The organism is Pullulanibacillus camelliae (genome assembly GCF_014642655.1).
Classification (GTDB): Bacteria; Bacillota; Bacilli; order Bacillales; family Sporolactobacillaceae; genus Pullulanibacillus; species Pullulanibacillus camelliae.
In genome coordinates this window covers 373399-398333 of record NZ_BMIR01000001.1, presented here as the reverse complement: position 1 = coordinate 398333, position 24935 = coordinate 373399, and the positions used below count along the sequence as shown (strand labels likewise).

Sequence of the window (24935 nt, the reverse complement as noted above, 5' to 3'; positions counted from 1 at the left end):
ATTTAAGTAAGTATATAAGAAATGAAGTAGTTTGCCAATTAAAATACATTTAAAAATATATGACATTCCATCACTCAAAAGATTTTAATTTGGTGACAAAAAGAGATCTTTTATGCGTTTTGACTGACGGAGATAGGATTGGGCATTTGACCGTTTCAGGCGATAGTGCAGACACATAGTCTGTAGTGAAATAAAAATAAGGGGGGAATATGATGAGCTACGGATATGGCGGAGGGTACGGTTTTGCGTTGATTGTCGTCTTGTTCATCCTCTTGATAATTGTTGGTACAGCTTACGTCTATTAATATTAAGTGTAAAACTTCATAAAATGACTCGCCTCCTAATATTTAGGTGCCCTCGTGGCACCTTTTTATACTATCAGAATGTATACCTTCGCTGCCGCGCATAAAGGAAGAGAGTATAAGGTGGGCTTTGACTTTCGCCACCTGAGGCTTGCGGGCACCCTAAGTGTGTGATGTGCAAAAATCACATCAGGAGTACCAGCGAAGGGATGCAAGCCAAGTTTTCTAAAGGGATCAGAAAGTATAAAATTTCTGGTCATGAGGACGGTGCGGATTTCCACTTCAGGCCGCTCACTTTCGCGGGGAGTGGTAAGCCTCCTCACGCCTTCGCGCTGTTAAGGTTTTACCGATCTCCCACTTCCCGCAGGAGTCTAGTCTCTGCATCATGAGTCAGCGGCGGCCGAGGAACACACGATTTTAGAGTGTTCCGAATCTTGCGCTCCCATCCACTTAATCAGGCAATGAAGCCTCCTTCATATTGAATGATGCTCTATACTAAAGACAAGGACCGGGCACACGCTTTTCACCGGGTTGTTCTTATGCGTAAGCTTACAAATCAAGGCGTGAACGCAACACAAATGTGCAAGTCCTTTTCTTTACTTAATTTTACTAAAGTCTTCTCAAAAACAAGGCTAGCTTGTTTAATACCTCTTTCATATAAAAAGAACCGGACGTGGTTTACCGCCCGGTTACAAAAAGCTTCTCTAGACATAGTATCAGATTGCTTTTAACCATTATTTACTGTGCTTTCATGGAAACTGCAACATTTAAAGCGGTAAAGGGGTCACTCGCTGTGACTTCATAATTGACCTTGTGATTTTGCCACTGAATGGTGGTCTTAGGTGCATTGTTCCATGTAGAGATGCTAATGACACCAATATCCTTCGGAGGATTGAGCATATGGTCCTCTAAATAGGAGACGACATCCTTTGCCAACCCTTTGGCATCGCTATACTGCTTCATTTGATAATTGGGGTCATTCGGGCTGTCAATCCGTAGACACCAACGCCCCTCATTCCACATAACATAGAAATGTCCAGCGCCTGCATCTGACTCCCCTTTTATACCATGCCCAAGATCCACGTTTGTTTCTTTTACCTTGGTGTAATTTTCAATATGGCTTTGTGCATTAGCCGCACTGTCATACTCTGTTCCCGTCACAGTAGCTATCGTGTTATCTCCTGTTGGTTTCAGTGTGTTAATCGCTGACGGCTGATCGGCTTTCAAAAAGTTGACCCGGTAATACCACGTCTCAGAGTGTGCTGCTGCTGTTAAACTGTTTCCCTTGGATATAGGCACATGAGTTGGCAAAAAGACAGGAGTTTGCGTAGATAAGGCGGCATTGACTTGGTTAATAACCTCCTTAGTGGTTGTCGGTGCTTGATTATTCGATGATTGTGTAGCTGAAGGCGTATGATTCGGGCTAGTCTTATCACTTTGTTCTGAAGATGAGCTCTTAGAATGGTCTCCATGGCTGTCTGTATTATTTTTAGAGGTACTGGATTGATCGTCATCAGACTGAACCCCTGAAGGGGTGTTATTGTGAGGTGCTTCACTATGTCCACAGCCGGCTAACGGGATTAGGGTGAGCAATAAAGAAATGCCCAGAATGAAATATGTCTTCATGTTTTCCCTCCTCTTCATAGGCTTATTAAAGTAATGTTCCACTATGATAAATAAATAAACATCGCTCCACTCTTTATATGCAGCGCCACTTCATCGCGTGTGTCCATTTATTACATCATTTTTTTTATAGAAAAATTCAATAAAAACCTTGTCCTTCCGCAGTTTTAGGCATATAAACTTTGCCCCATTAATAAAATGTTACAAAACTCAAAAAGAAATGAGTTTAGACAGACAATCAGGTTGGGAGCATTAAGACCTTGTGTTGTCACCTTGTAAATAAGAATGTCTTAAATTTTTGGGAGGCGAGTGGTGTGCACGATTACATCAAAGAGCGAACTATCAAGATAGGCAGGCATATCGTGGAGACGAAAAAGACGGTCCGTGTGATTGCGAAGGAATTTGGAGTGTCGAAGAGTACCGTCCATAAAGATCTTACTGAACGACTCCCCATCATTAATCCGGAATTGGCAAATGAAGTAAAAGATGTCCTTGACTTTCATAAGTCAATCAGGCATTTGAGGGGTGGAGAGGCGACACGAATAAAATATAGAAAGGACACAGAGGAGACGGTAGAGAAGGTCGGTCAATAATCAATCACACCCACTCTTTTTCTGATCCCGCTTTCCCTTGATTCATCATCAAATGAGTACAAAATATGCCAAAAAATGATATTTTACGATTTTCCTATAAAAAACATCTCCCTAATCGCCATATTTATGGTAGAATGTTAAGATGATTAATAGTCGAAAATGGACGAATTATGAGTACAGGATATAGGGAGGATATGGAATGTTTTCAAGGGACATTGGGATAGATCTTGGTACGGCCAATGTTTTAATATACGTTAAAGGTCGTGGGATTGTTTTAAACGAACCATCTGTTGTAGCAGTTGATACCAAAACTGGGAAGGCTTTGGCTGTTGGGGAAGAAGCACGACGAATGGTTGGACGGACACCGGGAAACATCGTAGCGATTCGCCCATTGCGTGATGGGGTCATTGCTGATTTTGAAATTACCGAAGTCATGCTGAAGCATTTTATAAACAAAATCAAGGTAAAAGGGTTTATGAGTAAGCCCCGTATCTTGATATGTACGCCAACCAATATTACCTCTGTGGAACAAAAGGCTATTCGTGAAGCAGCAGAAAAGAGCGGTGGGAAGCAGGTTTATCTTGAAGAAGAACCAAAAGTCGCTGCCATTGGTGCAGGGATGGATATTTTCCAACCGAGTGGAAATATGGTAATCGATATTGGCGGTGGCACAACCGATATTGCTGTGCTTTCAATGGGGGATATCGTCACCGCCACATCATCGAGAATTGCTGGGGACACCTTTGACTACGAGATTTTAAATTACATTAAACGTCAATATAAAATGCTTATCGGTGAGCGCACAGCAGAGGATATTAAAATCGGAGTGGCAACAGCATTCCCAGATTCAAGGGATGAAGAAATTTCAATTCGTGGACGGGATATGGTTTCGAGTCTTCCCAAGACACTGACGATTACTTCCAATGAGATTCAGAAAGCTCTACAAGAACCTGTTGAAACGATTATACAGGCAGCTAAGAATGTTCTAGAACGGACGCCACCAGAGCTTTCAGCGGATATTATTGACCGTGGCATCATCTTAACAGGTGGCGGCGCATTGCTGCACGGTATTGATCAGTTATTGGCGGAACAACTTAAGGTTCCTGTAGTCATTGCTGAGGATCCAATGACATGTGTAGCTGAAGGCACTGGACGCATGCTTGAACATTTGGACAAGCTCCCCAGAAAAAAATTAGGCTAATCTTAATTTTTCATAGTAAGAAGGAGAGAGTACGATGCTAAGAGGATATTATACAGCTGCCAGTGGCATGTTAGCACAAATGCAGCGACAACAGGTGATAACCAATAATCTGGCCAATGTGAATACGCCGGGCTATAAAGCTGATCAGTCAAGTCTGCATTCTTTCAAGAACATGTTAATCCAGCGATTAGATCCTTCTGATCCATCGAATACTTCTCTTGGTGAGCTTTCAACGGGTGTTTATTTACAAGAAGACATTCCAGATTTCTCCTTAGGTTCTGTTTCACAAACAAAGAAGTCGACGGATTTTGCTCTTGTCCCAACACAAGTACCAACCAACCCAAATACTGGGCAGGCCGGTACGCTATTCTTTACTGTACAACAGGCCGATGGCTCCGTCGCTTATACTCGGAATGGGCAATTTGCTGTTGATCCACGGGGACGCTTGGAAACGGCGAACGGCGATCTAGTTATGGGTGCAAATGGACAACCTATTACAGTGGCGTCAGAGGATTTCAAAGTGGCAGCTGATGGCAGAATTTATGAGAATAATAGGGTCACTGGACGGATAGATGTTGCTTATGCCGCTGATCCGAACCAAATGGTAAAGCTAGGCAATGACCTTTACAAAGCAGGGACAAATGGCGATAGGCTTCCTTCCGCACTGGGAAATCAGCAAATCGGTTTTAATATCAAGCAAGGTTTTATTGAAGGCTCGAATGTTTCTCCTGAACAGTCTATGACAGATTTAATGGGGGCTTATCGAACATTTCAAGCCAATCAGCAAGTGTTAAAGGCCTATGACCAAAGCATGCAATTAGTTGCCAATAAAGTAGGTCAAGTCGAATAAAATTGGCGTTAAAAGGAGGGTGATGAGTATGGAAAGAGCAACGATTACTGCAGCTGTAACGATGTCTCAAATTCAAAAGGGTCTTGATGTGATTGCTAACAATATCTCTAATATATCAACGACAGGCTTTAAAGGGAGCAATCCTTCCTTCTCTAGCTTGCTTGTACAGTCTATGGACAGGCAACCAGACAAAGATCAAAATCTTGGTCGGCTATCACCACTTGGAATACGAGAAGGGACAGGATCACGACTAGCGCAAACGCAGTTGGATACTTCAGAGGGTTCCATTGAAGCGACCGATCGTATGTTGGATCTTGCTTTAGAAGAGCCTAACCAATATTTTACGATCACAACCTTTGACGATAATGGTAATGCACATCAAGCACTAACTCGAAATGGAACTTTTTACTTGCAAGAGGACGCTAATAATAAGAATCTATTAAACCTTGTGACAGCGAATGGCTCTTTTGTTCAAAACAGTAATGGAGAGCATATTCAAGTCCCAGCGAATATAAAAAATGTAAATTTTGAAACGAATGGCCAGATTGTTGGTGAAACGGATCAAGGGCAACAGGTGAATCTTGGGCGCATTAATGTCGTTACCATTACTCATCCTCAGCTCCTGCAATCCAGTGGTGACAGTACCTACACCTTGCCTAATCTGAATGCACTCGGAATCAACCGCAATGATGTGATCCAGCAAACACCGGCAAATGCGGTCAGCGTTAAGCAAGGGGCGCTTGAAGGCTCAAATGTGGATTTGGCTGATCAAATGACACAATTAACAAACTTACAACGTTCTTATCAATTCAATGCACGAGCGATAACCATTTCCGATGAAATGTCAGGACTTATTAATTCAATTCGGTCATAGTGTTAAGGATGAACGAGTCATTTCTCATAGCGTTATGATTTTCTTAATGATGAATAATAGGTGGGTATAAGCAAGAGAGACAGGGGATGGGTGCTGTGCTCTCTCGCTTTATAATGACCGTCCAATCCTGCATGGATTGGATATAAGTGATGATGGGGTGAGCTGCTATTCAGCTTGTTTTTACTTCTCCAAGGATAGGGCGGATAAGCTTCTACAATCACTTTAAACATGGAAAAAGGTACACCATTTTTCTAAAAGGCTCTTTAATAAAAGATAATGGAGTAGGTCTATGAGTAAAGCAAGGGAATCAGAAGAAATGAATAAAAAGCGCTCTGAGGATCAGGCTATGAAGGAGGAAGTCACTAGCTTACACCAAGAAAGTGACTTGGACGGAAAGTCGGCAGCTGCCTCATCGGAAAAACCGTTTGATCCAAAAGAGCAGGTACATAACAGTCAAGAACAGACCGCTTCTCCAACCGCTGCTTCAGAGACTTCGCATGATCCTGCGGAAAGTGAGTCTCCCGCTGAACAAGAACAGCTTGAAGGCGGGCAACAGTCTGAGAATATGGATGCCATGGTATTGGCTTCACCAGTAGATAGTGGAGGAAATGCAGAGGAAGAATCTTCTCAGATCCAAACGGCAGATGAAGCTTCCTCAGAGTTGAAGCCATCCGATGAAGAAGCTGCTGAAGTGAAAGAGGCTTCGGAAGCGACAAGAGAGGCCTATCGAAAAGCGGCCAAAGAAGAAAGACAACAATTGAAAGTGCGTCTCATTCCAATTTGGCTACGTCTTGTCTTATTGGTCGTTCTCTCTGTTATCGCACTCTGCGTAGGTGCGATGATCGGTTATGGCGTCATTGGTAAAGGAAATCCTTTAGATGTCTTCCATTTTGAAACCTGGAAGCATATTAGGGATATCGTCACTAAGGGAACCTAGTCATTTAAGTGTTAAACATGAGTATTATCCATTAGAAAGGCGGAGAACAATGCTTTCCATTAATGAAATTAAAGAAATCCTCCCTCATCGTTATCCTTTTCTACTCGTTGATCGTATACTAGAACTAGAAACAGGAAAGCGTGCAGTGGGTATAAAAAATGTTACAGCTAACGAAGAGTTTTTCAATGGACACTTTCCAGACTACCCTGTTATGCCGGGGGTTCTTATCGTTGAAGCTCTCGCACAGGTCGGTGGGATTACCGTGCTAACAAAGGAAGAAAACAAAGGCAGGTTAGCCTTTTTTACTGGTATTGATAACTGTCGTATGCGCCGTCAAGTTAAGCCTGGCGATCAGCTCCGACTTGAAGTGGAGCTTACCCGTTATCGCAGCAGCATGGGCAAAGGTCATGGCATTGCAACAGTGGATGGAGAAATTGCTTGTGAAGCGGATTTTATGTTCGCTCTGTCCGCTAAAGAAGAATAATTAAAAATGTAAAGTCAAGAGTGTGAAGCTGAGCTTCATGCTCTTTTTATTTTGGTCAACCCAGCCCTTATAGAAAAGTCTTCTGATCACGAGGGGAAGACAACAAAATGGGGACAGATTAAGGTGTGATCGCTGCAAAGGAAAGATTGAGGGAACAAAAGAGGCATTTATTTTATAAATAGCGCCTTCAAAATAGCTGATAAGCCCGTAATTTAACCGAACGCCTGGGCTTCTACTTTTTTTATCCCTAAACCATTTCGATCAAAGGATGAATAGGCCTTTGTAGCGACTGGAGCTCCAAATGGATAACAGGCTAGGAGATTAAAAGAGTAAGAATGAACAGGAAAGTAAGTGCATAACATCGAATCGTGCAGTGGTTTTTCTTATACTCTGAGGATTTATAACCTTTCACTAATTTTCTAAGAGAGTGGGTAGATATTCAAGTTACCTCGTATGGGATGGATTATACGTGCATCGGGCATGCTCGCGAAGCTATAGAGGCAAGTTTCCTTCTTATTACCTAGAATTTGTCCACAGGTCATAGGAATAACTTAGGGACTTATCCATAACCTATCCACGAAACTATGCACTATATCCACAGGTTCTGTGGGTAATTTGTAGTTTATTAACAAAAGAGTGGAGGATAAACGATATTCCCAGTTATTTTTTTACTATAGGAAGGATTAAGCCTTCGCTAGTCCGAGTTAAGAGGATGGGATCGCATAATTAAAACCTTGCCTTTCATCGCCTGAAACTAGTGTGCGGTACGCCCTTAATGTGTGTTTAAAAATCACATCAGGAGTATAAAGCGAAGGCGAATAAGAGCAAACCAGGTTTTTCTATGCTTTACCAGTTAATTTATTTTTTTAGAATGATTTATGCACAGGCTTTAGGAAATCAGTGACGTCTCCTTCGTCACATTTTAAGCTGGGCGGAATATGTTACATTAGTGGGCTGTTCGCCTATAAGAATTACAGCACATTAGAGAGAGGTGTAGCGAATGTGTGGCATAACTGGTTGGATAGATTGGCGTCGGGACCTTCGACAAGAAGCCTCCACAATTACGGCAATGGCACAAACCCTTAATAAACGTGGACCTGATGATCATAATATATTTACATCGCCGAACGTAGCTTTCGGCCATGCTCGACTCGTCGTTGTTGACCCTGAGGGTGGAAAACAGCCCATGTCAAAAACGCATGAAGAACGGACATATACAATGGTTTATAATGGGGAATTGTATAATACAGATGACATTCGCCGTGAACTTTTCAAATATGGTCATTGTTTTAATGGACATTCAGATACTGAGGTTCTACTCACTGCCTATATTCAGTGGGGGCCAGAGTGCCTTAGCCGTTTAAACGGAATATTTGCCTTTGCGATTTGGGATGAACAGCAACAACAGATATTTGCAGCCCGTGATCGGCTTGGCGTGAAGCCTTTCTTTTACAGCCATAAGGAAGGCGAATTGCTGTTTGGTTCTGAACAGAAGGCACTCTTAGCACATCCTGATATTCGTCCACTTGTTGATCGTGAAGGCTTGGCTGAGGTCTTTGGACTGGGACCTTCTAGAACGCCCGGACACGGCGTATATAAAGATATTAGTGAGCTTAAGCCTGCTCACGCGATGTTATTCACACGATCCGGCTTGAAAATTTGGCGGTATTGGAATGTAAAAAGTCAAGAACACACTGATTCTGAAGAAGAAACGATTGAAAAGCTTCGTGGTTTATTCGAAGACACCGTCCGCCGGCAGCTTGTATCAGATGTTCCAGTGGCGACCTTCTTGTCAGGAGGATTAGACTCTAGTGCAATCACAGCCGTGGCCGCAAGAGAATACGCAAAAAATAATAAGGGACCGCTGCAAACTTATTCCATTGATTATGAGGATAATGATCAATACTTCGAATCGAGTAAATTCACTCCTGATGCTGATGGACCCTGGATTAAAAAGGTGGCTGATGTTCTAAAAACCAACCATCAGAATTTAATTATTGACCAACATTCACTTGTGAAATATTTAACAGACTCTGTTCATGCGCGTGATCTTCCGGGATATTCCGATATTGATTCGTCCATGTTATGGTTCTGTGAAGGGATTAAAAAAGGAGCAACCGTGGCTTTATCTGGAGAATGTGCAGATGAGATTTTCGGAGGGTATCCATGGTTCCATAGCCCAGAAACCTCAGCGAAGGAGGGCTTCCCTTGGATGCGTTCTACCGACGCTAGACAGCAGCTTCTTTCGGAAGAATGGAGAAAGAAGCTCAAGCTTAGGGAGTATACACTTAGTCGCTTTCAAGAAACCGTTGATGAAACACCTGCGCTTCCTAGAGAATCAGATGTCGATGCGAAACGTCGTCAGTTATTTTATCTGAATATGCATTGGTTTATGGCGGCATTGCTGGAGCGCAAAGACAGAATGAGCATGGCTGCAAGCTTAGAGGTACGGGTGCCTTATGCAGACCACCGCATTGTGGAATATGTGTGGAACATTCCGTGGGATATGAAGATGATGGATGGTAGAGAGAAGGGTATATTTCGTCGAGCATTAAAAGGCTTGCTTCCAGAAGATGTCCTTTACCGCAAAAAGAGCCCTTATCCAAAGACCTTTCATCCTGAATATACTCGAGCCGTGGTCGCTGAATTTTCCAATATTCTCAATGACCGCCAATCACCAATTAAAGAGCTGTTAGATATAAAACAACTAAAAAGTATTCTTGAGACAGAAGGCCAATCTTTTGATGTTCCCTGGTATGGTCAATTGATGCAAGGCCCACAACTCATCGCGCATCTCATTGAAATCAATACATGGCTAAAGGACTATAAAGTGGAGATCATTGATTATTAATAGAAAACAACACGCTCAGTACGTAAGAGCGTGTTGTTTTTTGCATAGTTAAACAAACGTTTAAACTAAGAAGAAAAAGGGAAAAGGAGTAAAGAGGTGCACACTGGGGAATAGCATCTTTACATAGGAATTGTGACTGCTCCCTTATGCGCTTAGTTCTTGATAATGTCTTTTGCATATTACAGCATGAATGCATGCGAGCCTGCATAAATCCAGTAGCAAGGCATAAAAAGCACATTAGTTTAGTCCAAAAGGATGTAAGCTCTTCTTTATGCTCCATCGCAACCAGCTTTCATCCTTAGGATTGGCAAAAGGGCTTCGGTGCCCAGCCGTATTGACGAAAAGCAGATTTATCTAAAATTTCTAACCTTATTTACAATCTATCCACCATAACTGTGGATAGGTGATTTTTAATTTGATAAATGTAAAAGAAGAGGTTCACGATAGGCAATGACAAAAGCAGCAAAAATGGTACGTTAACGTTGAGCGCGTCACGTACCACAAAACAGAGGACGATAGGAAGAAAGGCGAATTTAATTTGCCTGATTCGAAAATGATACAAAAACATCATATGAGGAAGATATGGATAAGGCATCTTATACACAAGATAATAACAGGTTATCAACATTACCCACAGAATATTGCGCAAAAATGATGACACGCATTATTGTCTATTTATTATAGGCGCTATTCACAATTTGTCATATCATTTTGCGCTGTAGTTACTGCTTTTTGATTCTCCACAATCCATTGAATAAAATCCAATTCTTTAGGAGTGAGCTGACGATTAATTTTATCAATTACGTCTTGTTTCAACTCTTGTTCGGTAACCACTATCATTTATCCCTTCCTCGATTTGAGCTTATATACATTTATTGTATCACAAAATTTATAATTTTGGCAAAAAATATTTAAAAAATTTAAAAAATAATAGGAAGACTGCCACCTTGCAGAAATTGATTTTAAAGCATAAAATGAGATTTTGAAATGATGATTGCTTAGGAGGTTCAAGCGATGGCACCAAAGATAACGGTGATTGGCAGCATGAATATGGATTTAGTCACTGAGGTAGAACGCCCACCTAAGCCAGGAGAAACGATACGCGGACAGCGCTTTTATTTTCACCCAGGAGGCAAGGGAGCTAATCAAGCCGTTGCAGCGGCAAGATTAGGGGCAGACGTCACGATGATTGGTTGTGTAGGTGATGATATCTTTGGTGATCAACTCATTGATAACCTACGTCAGAAAAACGTTAATACGGAGCATATTCAAGTTATAAAAGGAAAAAGCTCTGGAACAGCCCAAATTACAGTTAAACATGAAAGCAACAGCATTATTGTCGTTCCCGGGGCAAATAATGAAGTCAGTGCAGCTTATGTAGCGTCTTTAGAAGCCGTCATTACACAAAGTGATGTGGTGCTTTTACAATTAGAAATTCCTTTGTCTACAGTTATGGCAGCAGCTAAGATCGCTCATGACCACGGTATTTTAGTCATTTTAAATCCTGCGCCATTTCAACGTTTATCGCCTGAATTGATTGACCTGATTGATTACTTAACACCCAACGAATTAGAGTATGATGATCTCATGAAAAATGCACGCAGCCGTGAGTTGGCTAAGAAATTAATTGTCACTAAAGGTAAAAGAGGGGCACAATACTTCGATGGGGAACGCTTGGCCACGGTGCCTACCTATAATGTGGAGGTTGTTGATACAACTGGAGCAGGGGATGCTTTTAATGGTGCGCTCGCCTACTGTTTAGCCAAGAATAAGCCCTTAGATACAGCCATTCATTTTGCTAACGCGGTTGGCGCGCTTTCGGTTAAACGCCATGGAGCTCAAGAAGGCATGCCGACCCTTGAAGAAGTTCAACTCTTCTTACGCCGAGAGGAATAACGTGTTGAGCTCGTGCCATAATTCAGGGAGTGTTTACAAGTCAGTGAAGGCGTTGTTTTTCATAGCCTTTACTCATGAATAATAATGCCGCATCTCTAGAAAGGATGCGGCTTAATACTAATTTATACAAAAAGGTTGACGATCAAGACACAGATAAATGCGGTGATCGATAGCAATGTTTCAAGAACTGTCCATGTTTTAAATGTTTCTTTTACAGTGAGGCCAAGATATTCTTTGATTAACCAGAAGCCTGCGTCGTTCACGTGTGAAAAGATTAAGGAGCCAGCCCCAGTAGCGATAACCAAGAGCTCCTTGTTCACACCTGTGGTACTCTCAACAATTGGTGCAACGATACCAGCAGCTGTAATAAGGGCAACGGTTGCAGAACCGGTCGCAATACGGACGAGTGCCGCGATGATAAAGGCTAGGATGATCGGTGATAACGAGAAATGTCCTGCAATGTGCGCAATAGCATCACCGACACCGCTATCAATAAGAATCTGCTTGAAGCCTCCACCTGAACCGATGATTAACAAGATCGCGGCAATAGGCTTAAGACAATCATCAAACAGTGGTTGAATATACTTTCTATTAATGGGTTTGATATACCCGAGTGTGAAGAAAGCAACGAGAACAGAAAGCAATAGCGCCATCATTGGATCGCCAAGGAAAGTAATAAAGTGCTCAAGGCCTTTATTGATGTGCAAGTAAGGCACAATGGTGGCAATAAGGATCAAAATAATGGGTAATAAGACGGTGAAAAAAGCAGCAAAAACAGATGGAACATCCTTTGGATCTGTCTCTGAATCTTTATCATTTGAGAAGAACGCTCCTGCAAGTCTAGGCTCACCTGATGGTTGAACACGTTTAGCAATCCATTTACCAAAAAGAGGGCCCGCAATAATAACCGATGGAATAGCAACGATCAGCGCATAAATTAAAACTTTACCGATATTCGCATGATAGATATCAATGGCAGTCATTGCACCCGGATGAGGGGGGACGATACCATGAACGATCGACAGACCAGCAATGAGTGGCAAGCCAACGAATAAGATCGATTTCTTTGTATTTCTTGATATAGAGATGACGAGTGGAATGAGCAGCACCACACCAACTTCGAAAAAGACGGGAAGACCAATGATGAAACCTGAAATCATCATCGCCCAATGCAAGCGATTTACACCTAATTTATTCGTTAAGGAGCTGGCAATCTGCAAGCCCCCACCAGACTGAGTAATCATCCCTCCAAGAATGGTCCCGAGTCCAATAATGATTGCGAGACTCGACAATGTATTGCCGACACCGGTTTCATAAGAGCTTACAATTTTAGTGAAGTTGAGGCCTGAGACAATAGCTAAGAATAAACTGCCAATTAACAAGCTAATAAAAGGATGAAGCTTTAATAGAGTGACGCCTATAATAACGATTACAATTGCGAGTAGCGTCATTAAAATTAGATACCAGTCAGACATGGTGTTTGCCTCCTTAAGTTCTTCTAGTTGCTAAAGTCACCACCGGAGCCAATGGAACATTAGCCCACAGTGGAGGAATCATATGCTGCTTAATTTTTGACTGTTGCGTGGCCGCCAAATTCATTACGAAGCGCTGCAACGACTTTTCCTGTGAATGTATCATTTTCTTGTGAACGGTAGCGCATCATTAGAGACAAAGCAATGATAGGTGCTGCAGTTTCTAATTCCAAAGCCGTTTCGACCGTCCATTTTCCTTCACCAGAGGAATTCATGACACCACGGATTTCATCAAGATGAGGATCTTTACTAAAGGCGTCCTCCATAAGCTCCATTAACCAGCTGCGGATAACCGAGCCATTATTCCAGACGCGAGCGACCTTTTCATAGTCATAATCAAACGGACTTTTTTCTAAAAGGTCAAAGCCTTCACCCATGGCTGCCATCATTCCATATTCAATACCGTTATGTATCATTTTAAGGAAATGGCCACTGCCGGCTTTTCCAGTATAGAGATAACCATTTTCGACAGCAATATCTTTAAAAATGGGTTCGATATGGTGGAAAGCAGAGGCGTCGCCACCGATCATAAAGCAAGCTCCTTCACGAGAACCACTGGTACCTCCGCTCGTACCAACATCGAAAAAGTGAATGCCTGATTTTGCAAAGTTATCATAATGCTTCAATGAATCTTTGTAATTGGAGTTACCCCCATCGATAACCATATCTCCTTTAGACAGAAGTGGCTGAAGCTCATGGATAACGAGATCGGTAATTTTTCCGGCGGGGACCATCAGCCAAATGATACGTGGTGTTGAGAGCTGTTGCACGAGTTCTTCTAATGAAGCAACGCCTTGAATACCATTCTTTTTACTTTTTTCTACGGTTTCTTGGTTCGCATCGAATGCTGTGACATGATGTCCATGATCGATCATGTTGAGGGCAAGATTATATCCCATTTTTCCAAGACCTATTAATCCAATGTTCATGTTGTGATACCTCCATCAAAATCATGTTGTTATATTTTTTTGTATCAATGAAAGTGCTTTGAAATCAGGGGTTAACTTTTCTGCCAGATTGAGAAAAATGGGCTTAAGCTCCTGATAGATATTCACTGCCTCTTCTTTCGGGTGATGGATATCACCAATTTCTACCTTCTTTTCAACGGTAGAAAAGTCGTTAATCATCCCGAGGGCCTTCATAGCCAATAAAGCTGCACCTAAGCACGATCCCTGGGGGCTGGCAGGGACAAGAATGTCCTTTTCAAAAATATCAGCCATGATTTGTCGCCACAACGGTGATTTTGTAAAACCGCCCGTGACACGAAACTCATGCGGATCCACGCCGATTTCTTGAAGCGCTGAGACCACCGCATGCATCTGGAACATGACGCCTTCCATAACGGCGCGAATCATGTGGCGCCGATCATGATTAAGGGTTAAACCAAAGAAAACACCTTTTGTATCAGCATTCCACAACGGCGCCCGTTCGCCAGTCAAATAAGGTAAGAATAATAGCCCGTCAGCTCCTGGGTGAATTTCCTTAGCCATGGCGGTTAACGCATCATAAGGGTCGCCAGATTGCTCCTGCAGGTCGGGAAAAATTTGATCACGTACCCAACGGAAAGCAACACCGCCATTATTGATCGGACCACCGACAACCCATTGCTTTTCTGTTAATGCGTAACAAAACAGTCGCCCCTTAGGATCGGTTGTCGGTTCATTCACGACCGTTCGTACAGCACCACTCGTTCCAATCGAACAAGCAACTGAACCTGGCGCTAGGGCACCTACACCTAGATTAGCTAAAACGCCATCACTTGCGCCAACACAGAAAGGGAGGTCTTCTGGAATACCAATTTGCTTGGCAATGTCCTTATTTAAGCCCTTGATAATATGTGTCGTTGCCACGGGTTCTGAAAGCTGTGAGGTTTCAATGCCAGCAAGGGAGAGGGCTTTGTTATCCCAGCTTAATGTTTCGAGATTAAATAATCCTGTAGCAGAAGCAATGGAATAATCGACGATAAATTCTCCAAAAAAGCGATAAAAAATATATTCTTTAATACCAATCCACTTGGTGGCCTTTTGATAGGTATTGGTATCATTTTCCTTAAACCACATTAACTTGACTAGTGGTGACATCGGATGAATAGGTGTGCCTGTTCGCCGATAAATGCCTTGACCTGTCACGGTATGCTTGAGCTCATCGGCTTCGGATGAGGCGCGTTGATCAGCCCACGTGATTGAACGCGTAATAGGGCTTCCATTTTTATCGAGAGCAATTAAACTATGCATGGCACTGCTGAATGAAATCGCCACCACATGTCCACTGTTAGTAGTGACTGTTTTGACAACTTCTGATAATGTTTGGACTACAGCTTGGTAGATCTCTTCTGTATTTTGCTCAGCTCTTGTCGGAATATCCGAATAAAGGGGATATTCACAAGAGGATTGGGCGAAAATGTTACCATTTTCATCAAAGGCCGCCGTTTTCGTACTCGTTGTCCCAATATCCACTCCGACAACGATTTCATTTTGGCTCATTTCTTTAACCCCTTACATTAGAGAAAATTATTTTCTTTTATAAACAAATATTATCGAAATTATTTTCCTGTGTCTATAGAAACCGTTTTAATTAATGTTTTTTAAACTTTCAAATAGTATCAAGACTTAGCAAAAAAATGTACTCATCGTATGGGGAAGCGGAAAACCATTACGACAGAGGTGTTATAAGCCAGCTAAGAAGGCACCGACTGCAAGGGGTACGAAGGGTTACCACCTCTAGTAATGTAACGAAAAGCTGTTCCTCAAAGCCAAGCGGTCCGCTTCTAAACATGCACTGCAATTGGACGATATAACGAACAAGGGAGTCCGTGTTTAATCCTTGTGTTGAAAGCTACTCCTGAGGCTATTTTTAGACTTGCGTTCAACTGTATTTAAACACTTTACCGCCTCCAACTGATTCGTGCCATATTCGTTGCTTAAATTCCATTGGGATAGAGAATGAGAATGTCATGTCCTTTGCAAGATTAAAATAAAAAATACCCTGCAAACGTGGGCAATTAAACACGTTTTAGGGCGATAGCTTCCCGAATTTTTTCGAGTCCTTCGAGCGTCTTTTCTTTTCGTTTCATTGCAATACCGACATACAAGACGTCAATGACAGCGAGTTGAATCAGACGGGAGGTGAGTGCTTCAGAACGGTAAAGCGTTTCGGTTGAATTTGTTTGTAGCACGAGATCAGCAATTTTAGTAATGGGTGATCGAGCGTGCTGCGTTAATGCTATGATGTATGCCCCCTGGGACTTTGCCGTTTCTAGAGCTTGAAGAATATCTTTATTACTGCCACTATGAGAGATACCGAAAGCCACGCTGTCAGGACCAAGCATAGTTGCTGCCATCACTTGCATATGGGAATCTTCAAAGGCCTGACACTGGAGACCTGTACGAATTAATTTATGCACGGCATCATGGGCGATGACTGCAGAGCCTCCTGTGCCATAAAATTGGATACGATCTGCGGCAGCCATGCGTGTCATTGCTGTTTCTAGTAGGTAATCATCATAGAGATGAAGCGTATCCTGTAAGCCTTGGACATGGGCATGGAAGACCTTTGTCATCAATGTTGCTGCGGGATCTTCTTCATTGATCTCTTGATAGATGTTTTCAATAGGTTTGACAACATCGCGCGCCAAAGCAATTTTAAAGCCTTGATAACCCTTGAATCCGATGCGTTTGCACAAACGAAAAATAGTAGATTCAGCAACACCGATGGCATCGGCAAGCTCTGTAATCGATTGACGAACCACGTCGTCAGGCTGGGTTAAAATGTAGGTAGCAGCTAGCTGTTCTTTTTTAGAAAGCTGAGAAACGATGGCCTTGAGTCTGATGATCGCACCTTCATGTTGTTCCAATGCCATTCCTCCTATAGCGTTAATGCCATCATATTTTCCTTATAAATAAGTTTTAGAGACATTTAGTGGTTCTACTAAACTTAAGAAAGATCTCCTCATAACTATAGTGAAATCTGTATGAAAGCGCAACATTTATCACCCGTGGTAATGAGAATAAAGGGCTATATAAATGGGGCTTTAGAATGGGATAACAAATGCTTACGCCTTAGAAATACATGAGAGGGTGGGGCGCTATTATTGGATAGAAGGGACTGCTACCTAAAGGTTGTCATTGCAGATAGCCTGCGTTACCATTGAGTTCGAAAGTTTGTCCCTGAAGCAATACCACTTATTCATATCATCATAGTTGTTTTCACCGACGCTTATTGGTATAAAAAAATCCCAGATGTATAGAACATCTGGGCCATGATGAGATCATTGTTTACAAATTAGAGGATGAACAATGATTCATTAAACTTGTCGGTCCTTGATCAATGACAGATAGGCGATACACCCTATGAAAGATGACCTAAAAAAGAATCAAATTTCAAGATGCTGTCGTCCTGTCGCTGCCATTGACGAGGAGAAGTTGAATAAAAAACACTTGCATTGTGAGATACCATCACTATAACATGGCCATCGTTACGCAAACGTTACAGAAATGATAAAAATTCGTAAACTAAAACTGTGAAATACGCATTCTACCGATAAGCTAAGCGCTTTTTTATATATATAATTTTTTTTGTAATGTTTTTCATATAAGTTTAATAGGAATTAAGAACTAAATTTTTTAGAGCTATTTTATTATTAAAAGGTGTTTGGAATTCTTAAGTCATTAGACGCCTCTAAAACGTCCTGAAAAAATGGATGAAATTACCATTCATAAGGAAGGCTCCGAAAAAAATTAGAAAGTGGTTTATCATGATTATAAAAAGTGTTCGGAAACTTCCTAGCTCAAATCAGAAGAAACTTCTATTTATTAATAGAGGGTACAGGCTGTGCGGAGCCAGTGAATGAGCGTTATCTCCTATCATCTGAACTTATGAAGTTATCGTTTTTTCAGCTTAATGCTTAACCAATCGGTGGAGAAACCATGCTTGTTGGATGCGCCGTCGCTTTAATCTGATTAATGCGCTCCTTACAATAACCGTTATAGGGTTCAACGACTTCCCCTTCAAGGAGCAATAATATCGCCTCATCATTCATGCCTGCATGATGATATGTTTCAACGACTTCCAGCATATAGTGCCCCAGCCGCTCCTCAATCCGCATTTTGAGCTGACTGATCCACGGTGCGTCAAACCCGGGTAAAAATGTGTAACGATATTGGCGGATCAACGTCATCAGTGTATCGAATTGACGCTGATAGGGAAGTCCCTCAAAGTGGTTAAGCGATTCGAGAAAATGATTAAGATCGCTATTGACCGAAGCGGCAAGCTTGATAGAATGACGGTCGGTGACCAACGCTTCAACAAGACTTTGATCAGGGTGTTGTGATAAGAGCTTCCGCAAATGATTGATCATAACTCGCAAATAGTTTTTGGCCTTCGTTGTATTCCATTCTGGCAAAAAAGCCTCGATAATATCCTCACGTGAGACCTGCTTATTGAGCGTTAAGTAAAGCAAGAGTTCCTTGGCAAAACGCTGATTCCACTTCCCGACCAGCTCAACATTACGCCATTGAATGGAAAATTTGTTAAGGACCTCTACATGTAAGGTGTTGACTTCACGCTCAACTTTACGTCCACGCTCAAAGATTGCATTCATTTTTTCGGTTAAATAGTTGTGGCTTTTGGAAAAATAGAGGCGGTCTCTTTCCTCTAAAAAGCTATGAATGTTTTCTCCTACGGTCTTAGGTGCGTCTAAAAAAGCAGCCCCCGAAGCATTTGGAATGATGCGCAAACGGCTACTTTTAATATAGCTTGCGTAGACTGCTGTATAGTTGACAGGGAAAATGGGATCAATTTCACCCCCCATAATAAGGGTGGGAACTTTAATATTCCTGAGGTCGGTTGTGAACGTTTCTGAGTCTTGAAAGGCGAGATGGATGGATTGCTTATAGAGCCATTCGTCTACTAAACGGAAGCTGCGTTCCAGAATGGCTTGATTTTCCGGTGTAAGCTTATTGACACTATTTAGAGCCATCAGCCGTGCGAACTCATGGCGTTTCTTTTCCATAAGCTGCAAGCGAAGGTCATATTCATACTTAAATAAGTCTTGCGGAAAATATAAGGCTGTGGAAATCAACGTTAAAGAGGTAAACCGATTTTCATCGGCATTGGCAGCTTTCATGGCCACCGTACCGCCAAAACCGTGCCCCACAATATTTGCGTGATCAATCTCTAGGTGATCCATGAGGTCAAACAGTTCGTTAACAAAAAAATCCCATGAGAGTTCATCTACATTCAAGCACACCCCGCTTTTATCATGACCGCATACATCATAAATGATCATGCGATAGTGATAGCGAAGCTCTTCGACTAAAGCATGCCAAATCCCACTAGAGAATCCCAAACCGTGAACGAAGATAAGCGTTTCTGGTTCCGAGATAGGTGGCTCAATGACATCATAATAGAGTTCGTAGTGCTGAGAAGGTCTTTTTAAGATAGGCATACTATCCCCCCTAGTAATAAGCTGGGCTGTGGCAATAAGATATATAATGCTAATAAGAATGAACTCAAAAAATTATAGACCCTTAGACCTATTCTTGCAACACGATTCGTGGTATACTTAAAGCGCTTGTTTGTCATCTAAAAATAAACGAAAATATTGTCGAAACCTAATTTTCCTAATGAAATCAGCTACTGATAGCATGGAAGTGCCCTTGCTTTTATTATGTAATGATTGTGTAATGACGTCTATGGTACTATAGTACTATTAAGGGTAATTGCTGTTTATGAAGCCAACTGGAGAGCAATTACGTCTAATTGCAGTCTTGTATTGAGACTGGTAAAATCAAACCCTATCATTGATAGAGTTTTTCTTTTTGAAGATGCGCAAAGCGATGGAATATGTGGAATCAGGCAGGGCTAAAGGGAAAATAATATTAAAAATTAGATAGGTGTTTAACGAAGCGAAAGTATATCCTCATGTTTGATTTTGAGGATTATATAAAAATGACTCCCTGTCGACCACTCTTTATTCGAAGGCTAAGGGTGATCTTCGACGAGGGTGTTCATGTTGAATATGCAAGACGAAAAAACAGGATCTATTACTGTATAGTACAAGGATACTGGTATCTAAATACAAATTCTAAAAGACGATCACTTTTTTAAGGTGATCGTTTTGTCGTGTTTGGCAAATACTGTTCAATAGAAAAAAACTTGATTGGGAGCTTTTCTTATAAAAAGGAGCGGCTCTTTGTAACGACTACTCGATTTAATCAAAAGGAGGATTGATTAACAGAGACTTTGCCTTTTGTGGGTCATTTATCAATGCTAATTTGTATTCTAACATCCAGTTAAGCTTTTCGATGATCTGATCGTATTCATCCTTCTTCCGTTCGACTTCACCTATCTTTTGACGGATCCACTCTATGGCTTCCTGATTGGTCGGTGAATGTGTATCACGTTCTTGAAATAATTCCTTCAGTTCAGCCAATGAACACCCTACGCTTTGAAACTTCTTTATAAGTTTTAGACGTTCGATTGCCTTTTCATTGTAGTTACGATAGTTATTTTCATCTCTTTGGAAATGCCGACTATCCAATAAACCTTCCTTTTCATAATAACGAATGGTGTAGGTTGTTAATCTTGTTTTTTCAGCTAATTCTTTTATTTTCATGTATACTCTCCTCGAAAAAAGACTTGCCTTATAGTTAACTCTATAGTTTATACTCCAATTGTTCAAGTGAATTTACAAATCAGTAACATTAGGAGGAAATGATTATGCGTGTTTTTGTAACAGGAGCAACAGGTTACATTGGTTCTGCTGTCGTCAATGAGCTTATTAACGGGGGGCATACAGTCATAGGTCTCGCACGTTCAGACCGAGGGGCTGCAGAATTAAAAAATGCAGGTGCTGAGGTGCATCATGGCAGTCTTGATGACCTAGATAGCCTTCGTAGCGGTGCAGCTCATGCGGAAGGCGTAATTCACTTAGCGTTTATCCACGATTTTTCGAACTTTGCTCACTCGCTTGCAACGGATTTAAGTGCCATCAAGGCTTTCGGAGAAGTGCTCGAGGGCACAGGCAAGCCATTTATAACGACGGCTCATGCAAATGGGACAGCATCAGATAATGAGGTGTTAGCTCTAGCAAAGCGGGGGGTTCAGGCATCGGTCGTTTCGCTTGCGCCATCTGTCCACGGTAATGGAGATAAGGGCTTCGTACCAGAATTGATTAAAATAGCTCGCGAAAAGGGTGTCTCTGCTTATATTGGTGATGGATCAAACCGCTGGCCGGCGATTCACCGTCTTGATGCCGCCCGCCTTTACCGCCTCGCATTGGAAAAGGCACCTGCTGGATCCCAGTTAGATGGGGTAGGAGATGAGGGGGTGCCATTTCGCAACATTGCGAGTATTATTGGTCAGCATTTAAATGTTCCATTAGAGAGCATTTCTCAAGAAAAGGCCGATGTGCATTTCGGATTTTTGGGCACAATTGCGTCTTTGGATTTTCCGAGGTCGAGCGAAACAACGCAGAAACTTTTAGGATGGCAACCGGTCCATCCAGGGCTCATCGATGATCTCGAGCAAGGTCACTACTTTAACAGTTGAACCATACCTTTGGGATAAATAGATCATTTAAGGAGTATTTGTCTCCTAACACATTTTTTGTTAAAAAAATATATCGGACAGCACAACGCTATTATGAAATAGAAGATGATAGTCCACAATCTGGCACAATTGTGGAAAGTCATTAGCTTAATTCCTCGGTAATAATAAAAAGTACAAATCATTGCCTTATGGATATACTTCGCAGCATCAATTGCCACCATCAACATTGTGCCCATCGACTTCAGTTTTTTCCTTGAATGTTGTTCAATAGTCAATAAGCCATCATTTTCATCTCCTTGTGATGAGGGGTTGGTAATTGGAAGTTCTGTGATAGGTACTTCTATTTTACTATGAAAATGGTGGTCTTTTTTATGGTGTTTTTATCTATTTACTACACTAGGTACCTATACTGATCGACCTTATGCTTCTTTAATCCCGTAGAGAGGCCGAAACGTTTTAGTATCTTTCTTTATGATTTCCAATTTTCATTATAAAATCCCATTTCCGGTAACTCGATAGATTTAAGCTGTTTAAGTGCGCTTATGACAAGCGGGACGTAGACAATAATAAAGATAATGTTAATGAGCATTGATGAACTAGCCTGTGTTGAATCAGAACTAATGAACGTAACAGAATTAGATCCAGAAAACAATAATGCTCCTAACATCATTAAAAAATCAGATAAACCATGGACCAAGGCAATTCCCCATAAATTTTTGGTTTTCAAATAGATAGCTCCAAAAAAGAATCCGGCCATTCCGGCACTTAAAGTTTTAAGGAAAGCTTGCATCAGTCCCGTTACACTTAGATCTATTCCTGTTAAAAGCCACGACAATACTATGTGAACAAATCCGAATATAAATCCACTAATAGCAACAGCGCTAATTAATCCTTTCCTAGTTGAACCTAGTTTATCAAGAAAGGCGTGCAAAATTATTCCTCTAAAAAGCCCTTCTTCAAATAGTCCTAACAACAGATAGAAAATCATCGCTTCAATAACAAGAATAAGCCAGTTGTCTTGGACATTTTCTTTTGAAGAAATTGCACTAATTATTGTTGCTCCGGAAAGTAGAAATCCAGGTAATAAATACAAAATACTTTTCCTGAAGGTAAATGTAATTCCAGATTTTTTATACTTAATTAGCTGTATTCCGTCAATGCCTGTCATTAGTGCCAGTGTCAATAAAGTTAGCAGTATTTCTTGCCGAAGATTTTGTAATACTGAACCGTCGGTAGGAATAGTTAACAGAATAATGAAGGCAATTATCAAGGTAACAGTTGCAGTAACTAAAGGGGTTCTTTTCAATAGGTATCTTAGTTTATTCATCTTTTTCTCCTTATTAGCAAATATTTTTTTTAAAATAATATTACTGTATTATGATAAACTGTGATGTAACATTACAGTCAATCCAATAGGAGAAAATCTATGGAAAATAAAATGACTATAAATACATTTGCCGAGTTGTGTAACACTACAAAAGCAACTCTTCGTTGGTATCGCTCAAAGGGGTTACTTCAACCTGCAGAGATAGGGACTAACGGATATTCGTACTACACGATAGAACAAATTGTTGATTTTAACCTAATCCAATCTTTGAAAGGTATCGGTTACTCACTTGAACAGATAAAAAAATATATGAACACTGAAGACGTAGATGAGAGTTATATGTCTCTTGATCAACAAGTGGCCAAAATTTCACAACAAATTGATGAATTACAGCAACGAAAAGATTTTTTAACCACTTTGATCAGCAACCAAAATTCTTTATTTATTCAGTGGGGAGAAAAACCGCAGGACGGAGATTATCATATTCGTTATTGTAAAGAAGAGTCTTATATAATTATGCCTGCACCAACAACGAGTAGTATTGATTATCTGGATTCTCTTAAAAGTTTTCAACAGCTTTGTCAACAATTGGGATTAGGAAACAACATTCCTATTATTGCTTTTTTTAGTAAAGAAAGTTTGATAAAAAAAGATTTTAGAGACGGGTATAACATAGGAACGAGAGTTTATAACCCTGAAACAACAAGTGATATTTTAACTACATTAAAGCCTAATTCAGACTTAAATATCAAAATAATAACTCGAAAACCTGGTAAATACTTCACCTATTTAACTACACTTTTATTAGAAAAAAGTGATGTTAAATATAAGGGAAACCCGATGATCGCTGCCCAGAAATCTGGCCTTGAAAAAGCAATTCAAAATGGTGCAAATTTGGAAATGGGTATGATGGAAACCGTAATTTTCTCCACTAGACAGAGTAGTGGGAAAACTAAATTATATCTAGAAATTTCATTGTTTTGCTCATAATTAGCTAATACTAAAAGCAGTCAATAATTGCTATTCTAAGCCCTTTTATTTCTGTCTTTTAAAAGGGAAACTAACAACAGTTCCTTTAACATTTACAGAATTAAATTAGGCTGCCTGTTGATTTAAAGTTGCATTGATACGATCACAGGCCAGTTTTGAAGCATTATAAACCAGCGTCACAAGATTAAAATGAACTCTCACACGTTTACCTGTCCGATAACGAACATTGTTAAGCTGAAAATATTCTTTGAGATAAGCATTGACTCGTTCAACGGCGGTTCGTTGCTTGAATAAGGTCTTCCAAGCTTTTGAACCACGGGCAGGTGCCGTATACCGCCTCAAGTCTGTTGTGATTTTCACTTTATAGACCTTTTGACAAAGACCGTCCTGCGCTAAAGGACACTCCACACATTCCCTTGGCCGTGTATATTTCAATGTTGCGTATTTGGCATCATAGCTGTCGTAACGATAGGAATGTTCTCTTACACAAGTTGGAGCGAAATGCTTGTCAAATCCTATAGGCTCAGGCTCATTTCGCTTATTATAGGCAATGACGGATTGGAGTCCTATTCGATGATTTTGTGCATAGATAGGCTCAAAATCGTAACCTGCATCCATCATGGCATAGTTTAGAGACGGGAGTGATAAACGCTCAGCTATCCCTTTTAATAAAGGAATGGCCGCTTTCCCATCATTCAAGTTCCCTGAAGAAAATAGGGATTGGAGAATGTATTGGGATTGGGTGCCGACAGCTAAATGAGCTTTATACCCGTACCAGAAGACATTTTTACCTTCACTATTTTTCTTGACACCCCATTGCGGGTTCTGTGGGAGAGTGGCCCGAAGTTCGTCGAGCGACACATCCAGTTGAGCTTCAATTTTTTTCTCGAAAATGGGCAGATGAGCTTCCTGCACTGTTGCTCCC

General features: G+C 41.1%; 20 protein-coding genes and 2 pseudogenes. 12 read left to right on the top strand and 10 right to left on the bottom strand.

Features of this window, described 5'->3' with window-relative positions; all coding sequences use genetic code 11:
• The first annotated feature begins 212 nt into the window (after nucleotides 1-212).
• Nucleotides 213-305 carry a YjcZ family sporulation protein gene (locus IEW82_RS01680; protein ID WP_188688909.1) on the top strand — a complete coding sequence of 31 codons (93 nt, stop codon included), beginning with the start codon at nucleotides 213-215 and terminating at the stop codon, nucleotides 303-305.
• Between the two features lie 735 nt (nucleotides 306-1040).
• On the opposite strand, the gene IEW82_RS01675 is transcribed toward IEW82_RS01680, so the two are convergent.
• A complete protein-coding gene (locus IEW82_RS01675; RefSeq protein ID WP_188688202.1) occupies nucleotides 1041-1928 on the bottom strand; it encodes a hypothetical protein in 888 nt (295 codons plus the stop codon).
• A gap of 311 nt (nucleotides 1929-2239) precedes the next feature.
• Here IEW82_RS01675 and spoIIID point away from each other — a divergent pair, with 311 nt between their 5' ends.
• The 7 genes from spoIIID to asnB all read left to right on the top strand — a co-directional run bounded on the left by spoIIID (nucleotide 2240) and on the right by asnB (nucleotide 9715).
• Nucleotides 2240-2518, top strand: coding sequence for a sporulation transcriptional regulator SpoIIID (spoIIID, locus tag IEW82_RS01670; RefSeq protein ID WP_188688201.1), 279 nt, complete (start codon nucleotides 2240-2242; stop codon nucleotides 2516-2518).
• A gap of 199 nt (nucleotides 2519-2717) precedes the next feature.
• A complete protein-coding gene (locus tag IEW82_RS01665) occupies nucleotides 2718-3719 on the top strand; it encodes a rod shape-determining protein (protein ID WP_188688199.1) in 1002 nt (333 codons plus the stop codon).
• Nucleotides 3720-3753: 34 nt separating this feature from the next.
• Nucleotides 3754-4569 carry a flagellar hook-basal body protein gene (locus tag IEW82_RS01660; RefSeq protein ID WP_188688197.1) on the top strand — a complete coding sequence of 272 codons (816 nt, stop codon included), beginning with the start codon at nucleotides 3754-3756 and terminating at the stop codon, nucleotides 4567-4569.
• A gap of 28 nt (nucleotides 4570-4597) precedes the next feature.
• Nucleotides 4598-5443 carry a flagellar hook-basal body protein gene (locus tag IEW82_RS01655; protein WP_188688196.1) on the top strand — a complete coding sequence of 282 codons (846 nt, stop codon included), beginning with the start codon at nucleotides 4598-4600 and terminating at the stop codon, nucleotides 5441-5443.
• Between the two features lie 289 nt (nucleotides 5444-5732).
• Nucleotides 5733-6380, top strand: a complete 648-nt coding sequence (locus tag IEW82_RS19925; RefSeq protein WP_229672186.1) for a DNA-directed RNA polymerase subunit beta — start codon at nucleotides 5733-5735, stop codon at nucleotides 6378-6380.
• 49 nt (nucleotides 6381-6429) lie between these two features.
• On the top strand, nucleotides 6430-6864 hold the full coding sequence (gene fabZ, locus IEW82_RS01645; RefSeq protein WP_188688194.1) for a 3-hydroxyacyl-ACP dehydratase FabZ: 435 nt from the start codon (nucleotides 6430-6432) through the stop codon (nucleotides 6862-6864).
• Between the two features lie 1000 nt (nucleotides 6865-7864).
• Nucleotides 7865-9715, top strand: a complete 1851-nt coding sequence (gene asnB / locus IEW82_RS01640; RefSeq protein ID WP_188688192.1) for an asparagine synthase (glutamine-hydrolyzing) — start codon at nucleotides 7865-7867, stop codon at nucleotides 9713-9715.
• 687 nt (nucleotides 9716-10402) lie between these two features.
• Here asnB and IEW82_RS01635 read toward each other — a convergent pair.
• Nucleotides 10403-10555 carry a hypothetical protein gene (locus tag IEW82_RS01635; protein ID WP_188688191.1) on the bottom strand — a complete coding sequence of 51 codons (153 nt, stop codon included), beginning with the start codon at nucleotides 10553-10555 and terminating at the stop codon, nucleotides 10403-10405.
• Between the two features lie 174 nt (nucleotides 10556-10729).
• Between IEW82_RS01635 and rbsK the strand changes: the two genes are divergently transcribed.
• Entirely contained in the window at nucleotides 10730-11611 is an 882-nt protein-coding gene (rbsK, locus tag IEW82_RS01630; protein WP_188688189.1) for a ribokinase, read from the top strand.
• Nucleotides 11612-11733: 122 nt separating this feature from the next.
• Here rbsK and IEW82_RS01625 read toward each other — a convergent pair whose 3' ends face one another.
• The 5 genes from IEW82_RS01625 to IEW82_RS01605 form a co-directional block, all read right to left on the bottom strand.
• A complete protein-coding gene (locus IEW82_RS01625; RefSeq protein WP_188688187.1) occupies nucleotides 11734-13086 on the bottom strand; it encodes a GntT/GntP/DsdX family permease in 1353 nt (450 codons plus the stop codon).
• Between the two features lie 89 nt (nucleotides 13087-13175).
• Entirely contained in the window at nucleotides 13176-14072 is an 897-nt protein-coding gene (gnd, locus tag IEW82_RS01620; protein ID WP_188688185.1) for a phosphogluconate dehydrogenase (NAD(+)-dependent, decarboxylating), read from the bottom strand.
• A gap of 21 nt (nucleotides 14073-14093) precedes the next feature.
• Complete coding sequence (gntK, locus tag IEW82_RS01615; protein WP_188688183.1) at nucleotides 14094-15626, bottom strand: gluconokinase; 1533 nt, start codon at nucleotides 15624-15626, stop codon at nucleotides 14094-14096.
• Between the two features lie 518 nt (nucleotides 15627-16144).
• Nucleotides 16145-16996 carry a MurR/RpiR family transcriptional regulator gene (locus tag IEW82_RS01610; RefSeq protein ID WP_229672185.1) on the bottom strand — a complete coding sequence of 284 codons (852 nt, stop codon included), beginning with the start codon at nucleotides 16994-16996 and terminating at the stop codon, nucleotides 16145-16147.
• Nucleotides 16997-18046: 1050 nt separating this feature from the next.
• Nucleotides 18047-19588, bottom strand: coding sequence for an alpha/beta hydrolase (locus tag IEW82_RS01605; protein ID WP_188688179.1), 1542 nt, complete (start codon nucleotides 19586-19588; stop codon nucleotides 18047-18049).
• Between the two features lie 277 nt (nucleotides 19589-19865).
• Here IEW82_RS01605 and IEW82_RS01600 point away from each other — a divergent pair.
• Nucleotides 19866-20036, top strand: a pseudogene (locus IEW82_RS01600) (zinc-binding dehydrogenase); the annotation flags it as partial.
• Nucleotides 20037-20353: 317 nt separating this feature from the next.
• Here the strand turns inward: IEW82_RS01600 and IEW82_RS01595 are convergent.
• Nucleotides 20354-20758: a MerR family transcriptional regulator gene (locus IEW82_RS01595; protein WP_188688177.1), complete on the bottom strand. Its 405-nt coding sequence runs from the start codon at nucleotides 20756-20758 to the stop codon at nucleotides 20354-20356.
• A 104-nt stretch (nucleotides 20759-20862) separates the two neighbouring features.
• Between IEW82_RS01595 and IEW82_RS01590 the strand changes: the two genes are divergently transcribed.
• Nucleotides 20863-21693: an SDR family oxidoreductase gene (locus IEW82_RS01590; protein ID WP_188688175.1), complete on the top strand. Its 831-nt coding sequence runs from the start codon at nucleotides 20863-20865 to the stop codon at nucleotides 21691-21693.
• A gap of 469 nt (nucleotides 21694-22162) precedes the next feature.
• Here the strand turns inward: IEW82_RS01590 and IEW82_RS01585 are convergent, their stop codons facing one another.
• On the bottom strand, nucleotides 22163-23020 hold the full coding sequence (locus tag IEW82_RS01585; protein ID WP_188688174.1) for a CPBP family intramembrane glutamic endopeptidase: 858 nt from the start codon (nucleotides 23018-23020) through the stop codon (nucleotides 22163-22165).
• A gap of 99 nt (nucleotides 23021-23119) precedes the next feature.
• Here IEW82_RS01585 and IEW82_RS01580 point away from each other — a divergent pair, with 99 nt between their 5' ends.
• A complete protein-coding gene (locus IEW82_RS01580) occupies nucleotides 23120-24010 on the top strand; it encodes a MerR family transcriptional regulator (RefSeq protein ID WP_188688172.1) in 891 nt (296 codons plus the stop codon).
• A 105-nt stretch (nucleotides 24011-24115) separates the two neighbouring features.
• On the opposite strand, the pseudogene IEW82_RS01575 reads toward IEW82_RS01580, so the two are convergent.
• A pseudogene (locus IEW82_RS01575) lies at nucleotides 24116-24922 on the bottom strand (transposase); the annotation flags it as partial.
• Nucleotides 24923-24935: the final 13 nt, after the last annotated feature.

What these genes read in the sequence shown, in the direction of transcription:
- IEW82_RS01680 (WP_188688909.1), top strand. Translation starts at nt 213, where the DNA reads ATGAGCTACGGATATGGCGGAGGGTACGGTTTTGCGTTGATTGTCGTC.
- IEW82_RS01675 (WP_188688202.1), bottom strand. Translation starts at nt 1,928, where the DNA reads ATGAAGACATATTTCATTCTGGGCATTTCTTTATTGCTCACCCTAATC.
- IEW82_RS01665 (WP_188688199.1), top strand. Translation starts at nt 2,718, where the DNA reads ATGTTTTCAAGGGACATTGGGATAGATCTTGGTACGGCCAATGTTTTA.
- IEW82_RS01660 (WP_188688197.1), top strand. Translation starts at nt 3,754, where the DNA reads ATGCTAAGAGGATATTATACAGCTGCCAGTGGCATGTTAGCACAAATG.
- IEW82_RS01655 (WP_188688196.1), top strand. Translation starts at nt 4,598, where the DNA reads ATGGAAAGAGCAACGATTACTGCAGCTGTAACGATGTCTCAAATTCAA.
- IEW82_RS19925 (WP_229672186.1), top strand. Translation starts at nt 5,733, where the DNA reads ATGAGTAAAGCAAGGGAATCAGAAGAAATGAATAAAAAGCGCTCTGAG.
- fabZ (WP_188688194.1), top strand. Translation starts at nt 6,430, where the DNA reads ATGCTTTCCATTAATGAAATTAAAGAAATCCTCCCTCATCGTTATCCT.
- asnB (WP_188688192.1), top strand. Translation starts at nt 7,865, where the DNA reads ATGTGTGGCATAACTGGTTGGATAGATTGGCGTCGGGACCTTCGACAA.
- IEW82_RS01635 (WP_188688191.1), bottom strand. Translation starts at nt 10,555, where the DNA reads ATGATAGTGGTTACCGAACAAGAGTTGAAACAAGACGTAATTGATAAA.
- rbsK (WP_188688189.1), top strand. Translation starts at nt 10,730, where the DNA reads ATGGCACCAAAGATAACGGTGATTGGCAGCATGAATATGGATTTAGTC.
- IEW82_RS01625 (WP_188688187.1), bottom strand. Translation starts at nt 13,086, where the DNA reads ATGTCTGACTGGTATCTAATTTTAATGACGCTACTCGCAATTGTAATC.
- gnd (WP_188688185.1), bottom strand. Translation starts at nt 14,072, where the DNA reads ATGAACATTGGATTAATAGGTCTTGGAAAAATGGGATATAATCTTGCC.
- gntK (WP_188688183.1), bottom strand. Translation starts at nt 15,626, where the DNA reads ATGAGCCAAAATGAAATCGTTGTCGGAGTGGATATTGGGACAACGAGT.
- IEW82_RS01605 (WP_188688179.1), bottom strand. Translation starts at nt 19,588, where the DNA reads ATGCCTATCTTAAAAAGACCTTCTCAGCACTACGAACTCTATTATGAT.
- IEW82_RS01595 (WP_188688177.1), bottom strand. Translation starts at nt 20,758, where the DNA reads ATGAAAATAAAAGAATTAGCTGAAAAAACAAGATTAACAACCTACACC.
- IEW82_RS01590 (WP_188688175.1), top strand. Translation starts at nt 20,863, where the DNA reads ATGCGTGTTTTTGTAACAGGAGCAACAGGTTACATTGGTTCTGCTGTC.
- IEW82_RS01585 (WP_188688174.1), bottom strand. Translation starts at nt 23,020, where the DNA reads ATGAATAAACTAAGATACCTATTGAAAAGAACCCCTTTAGTTACTGCA.
- IEW82_RS01580 (WP_188688172.1), top strand. Translation starts at nt 23,120, where the DNA reads ATGGAAAATAAAATGACTATAAATACATTTGCCGAGTTGTGTAACACT.